Source organism: Pedobacter sp. 01T416_2, from assembly GCF_056398925.1.
In genome coordinates this window covers 1-4,341 of sequence record NZ_JBFTQI010000683.1, presented here as the reverse complement: position 1 = coordinate 4,341, position 4,341 = coordinate 1, and the positions used below count along the sequence as shown (strand labels likewise).

Sequence of the window (4,341 nt, the reverse complement as noted above, 5' to 3'; positions counted from 1 at the left end):
GAACTGGTTTTTGCTGTATACAGTACGAATGTGAATACAATCAATGAAAGTATGTTCAACGTCGCACAGGGAACATCCCTTCAATTGGCAGCAACCAATAAAAATGCCATTTATGGAACTACAGCGCCGCTTGACTGGAGACTGTCGTGGTTTGACAACAATCCGGCAAAGGCATTTAATGTCCCATCTAAATTTTTTCAAAATCCGGGCTTGCCTTACGCTATGCAGAATATCGTTCCACTTATCCGGATTTCGGAAATGTATTATATCCTTGCCGAATCTGCCAATGCACTTGGCGCCTTGCCAGCTGGGCTATCCTATTTGAATATGGTAAGAAGCGCCAGGGGGCTTAATCCTCTTACTGCTGCCGAAGTGCCTGACGGAGTAGCGCTGTCTGCCGAAATCACTAAGGAATACAAGAAAGAATTTATCCAGGAAGGACAAACTTTTTTTTACTATAAAAGACTTAACAAAGATCTAAAGGTGGAATCGGGAACAACAGTCAACGTTCCTGTTAACCCTTACGTATTTCCAGTCCCTGATAAAGAACGTGAATACAATCAGTAAAATAACAATTAAACCAAAGAAACCGATATGAAGCTTAAATTTCAATATTTCGCTGTTTTTTCAATGAGCCTGTTTCTTTTCGGCTGTAAAGAAGATCCTGCTTTGTTTACCGGATCTGATGGCCTTTATTTTGGGACGGCGGATACAGTTATTTCATATTCTTTTGCCAAATATCCAAAAAAGCTAAAAGACACCCTTAATCTCCCGGTGAGTGTATTGGGTAATCCCTCGACAGCCAGTCGCTCCTTCAGTGTTGAGGTACTGCCTGCAAGCGGTGATGGAGCAGCCATTGAAGGAACGCATTATAAAATTGCACAGAACCTGGTTATTCCGGCGAAAACAGTCTCTGGTACAATTCCAGTGGTTGTGTTCCGGACAGCGGACCTTGAATCGGGAAAGCTGGTTAAGATCAGCCTGAGGCTAAAGAAAAACCAGGATTTTCCGGCAGAAGGGATCTCAGCGAAACAGAAACTGACCGTCAATCTGGCCTATATCCAAAAACCGGATTCATGGGGAGAGTTTACGGGATCTGTAACCGGTTTTTGTGCTGAACGATCCCGACAATGGCAATAAACCAGTTCAGGTAGGGCCTGCAAATTATTGATCAATTTCGTTTGAAGATATAAAAAAATGAAAAAGTTAAAAAAAATATTAGGTGTTTCCCTGACGCTGGCCATCATCGCTGTAATGATGGTAGGCTGTTCCAAAGACCAAGGGAATTACGACTACATCCAGGTAAATACACTTAAGGTTTCCACAGATATGTCCGGTGCAGACCCAAGTGTATTTATTACACCGGATTCGATTATTCTACGACAGAACGATAGTCTGAAAGTGAAATTGAAAATCGATGCTTCTTTGGGTGAACCCGGTGATTTCTCCTGTCAGTGGCTTCTTACGCAATATGTGCAATCCGCTGCTAACCCCACCAAATATCAGATCGGTAATGAGGTAAACTTAAAAACCAAAATTACATTGGCTCCAAATCTATACAGATTGGTGGCAAGGGTAACCAGTAATGCTACTGGTATCTCTTACTATAAATCTTTTGCGTTAAATGTATCAGGTGCAGAATGGGGTGGTGAAGGCTGGATTGTTTTACAGGAACAGGCCGATGGAGCAGATATTTCAGTGATCACAACAAGAGATGGAGTGATAAAAGGGAAAGTTTTCAATAATGTCTATTCAACAGTAAACAGCCACAAACTTCCGAGTGGCACTTTTAAAGTAAATGTGATCAACTATATTCCTGCACTAAATGCACAGAAGGTATCTTTTTTGTATCCCAATGGAGGGTTACAGGTCAGGAGCATTGATTTTGCGGATTCGACCAGGGCAGAGAACTGGTTTACTCCGGGCTCACTGCCTTCTACTGATTTTCAGGCAAATGGTTCTGGCGGTGGATCAGGGGCAGGGTGGGAGTATGTTATCGTCAATAATCAGATTGCCTATCGTCAGTTTGCCACTGCTGCCCATTTGGCCAATCCCCCATTGTTTTTTCCTCCTTACGCCGGGCTTTCTATTTCGCCATTTGTGATCAATGCAGGTTCAAGCGACCAGATATACACACTTTACGACCGGGTGAACAAGGCTTTTGTTGTATTCAATGCCTCAAGTTCTACAATTGTAAATACACCTGCTTATGCTGGAGGTGCAGCAAATTTAAACCCTACAACAGGTAGCGGATTTGACCTGAAAAATATAGGCGATAATATGGTCTATGCAGAGAATGCACAGCCTATGGCAACCTCGGCAGGGATTTATTGGAACTGCTTCTTTAGAAATGATGCAGGAAACAATACCTATTTAATCCAGTTTCCACGAGGTCTTGCCTATCCGAATAATTTTATAGCCGGTCGTTTTCAGCTGAAAGAACCAGCCTGTCCGGGGATCAATACGGCAACAATGTTTGCCAATGCCACATTCCTTGCTCCACCAAAAGGCGTGTTTTATTACGTAAACGGAAATAGGATATATACCTGCACCGTGAATACACTGGCCAGCTCAACGGCATCACTGGGTTTGACTTTCCCGGCAGGGACAATTGTTAAAGCAATAAAGGCTTTTAATTCGGGTTATACTGCCGCCAATATTACCGCGCTTAACGTGCCAGAGGGTAAAGTGCTGGTAGTGGCTACCGACGAAACAGCAAGCGGAGGCGGAAACAAGGTTTATTTCTTTAACCTGAATACCCAGACCGGCGCTATCATAGGTTCTCCCTCAAGTCCTGCCGATGTTTACGGCGGCTTCGATAAGATTACCGATATCACATTTAAAAAGGCATTGGGCCGATAGGCAAAAATCAAATAGTTTATTTCAACTTATATCAACAAAATACCGCCGATAGTAAGGCAGTCATTATGATTATCATCTTTTAACAATTATTATGAAATTAAAGTTTATTCCTGTTTTCGCATTTGCACTGCTTGTTGCTGGGACCGGATTTGCACAAGATTCTACTGCAGTTAAAAAGACTGCGGTAATAGCTAAGCTAAAACCTTACAACCAGGTGATTACTGCAAAAGCGGTTACCAAAACAGGTCTGTTTAAAGTTCACTTATTAGATGAGCATTATTATTTTGAAATTCCTGATGAATTATTGTCAAGAGAATTTTTGTTTACCACACGCTTAAGCAAGGTAGCTACCGGTAGTCCGCGTTATAGTGGCGATTTGATGAACGGGATGATCGTATCGTTTGAAAAAGCTGCCGGTGAGCGCTTATTTGTTCGTGCGATAACCAGTGTGGCCCAAAGTGATGCCACCAATGAACTGGCAAAAGCAGTAAAAAACTCAACAATCGATCCGATCATCATGGTACTGGATTTAAAAGCCCGTGGTACCGATAACAATTCATCGGTGATCGATATGACTGATTTTTTCTTAAAAGATAATATGCTTTCAGGTTTCCATCCGTCCGTTAAAAAACAAATGGGAACCGGAGCACCGGCGGCAGACCGTTCGGCTATTTTATCGATGGAGGCTTATCCGAACAATATCGAAGTTAAATCAATGAAAACTTATTCATTAGGGGCAGCAAAACCTGCTGGGGAGAGTGCTCCTGGTGCCGATGTGACGCCGACAGCTTCCAGCGTAGGGGTCACATTCGAAATCAGTAATTCGGTAATGGTATTGCCAAAGGAGGTGATGCAGATACAGGCTTATGATCCGCGTGTGGGTTTCAGGTCTGACAGCTATAATGTTTTTACGGATAAACAACAGAAAGTTGATGAGCGGCGGTTTATCATCAAGAACAGATTAGAAATTAAACCTGAAGATATCAAACGTTACAAGGCAGGTGAACTGGTTGAACCAAAAGAACCATTGGTTTATTACATTGATCCGGCAACCCCAAAACAGTACCGTAAATATATGATTGCAGGTATCAATAACTGGAACGAAGCTTTTAAAGCAGCTGGTTTTAAAAATGCGATCATAGGGAAGGAGTGGCCGGAGAATGATAAAACAATGGATCTGGAAGACTCGCGTTTTCGGGTAATCCGATACATGCCTGCACCAACCCCTTTTGTTGATAACAACCAGGTAACCGATCCGCGGACGGGTGAAATCGTTCAAAACTACATCGGTTGGTCACATAGCCAGGTTAAAACCCTTCATGATTGGTACATGGTGCAGGCTGGTGCTGTTGATGAGGGAGCCAGAAGCATGAAGTTCAGTGAAGCGCTGATGGGCGCATTGATTACAGCCGAAGTTAGCCGTACCATTGGTTTTACCCTTGGTCTGCGCGAAAATCTGGGCAGCAGCTCAACTACTGC

General features: G+C 43.0%; 4 protein-coding genes. All 4 read left to right on the top strand.

What is annotated here, in order from left to right:
• The coding region (locus tag AC1DPQ_RS22425) for a RagB/SusD family nutrient uptake outer membrane protein (RefSeq protein ID WP_477610924.1) at positions 1–567 on the top strand (567 nt) is incomplete at its 5' end.
• Positions 568–594: 27 nt separating this feature from the next.
• Complete coding sequence (locus AC1DPQ_RS22420; protein WP_477610923.1) at positions 595–1,140, top strand: DUF4843 domain-containing protein; 546 nt, start codon at positions 595–597, stop codon at positions 1,138–1,140.
• Positions 1,141–1,197: 57 nt separating this feature from the next.
• Positions 1,198–2,862, top strand: a complete 1,665-nt coding sequence (locus AC1DPQ_RS22415; RefSeq protein ID WP_477580087.1) for a PKD-like family lipoprotein — start codon at positions 1,198–1,200, stop codon at positions 2,860–2,862.
• A 91-nt stretch (positions 2,863–2,953) separates the two neighbouring features.
• The coding region (locus AC1DPQ_RS22410; RefSeq protein ID WP_477610922.1) for a DUF5117 and DUF5118 domain-containing protein at positions 2,954–4,341 on the top strand (1,388 nt) is incomplete at its 3' end.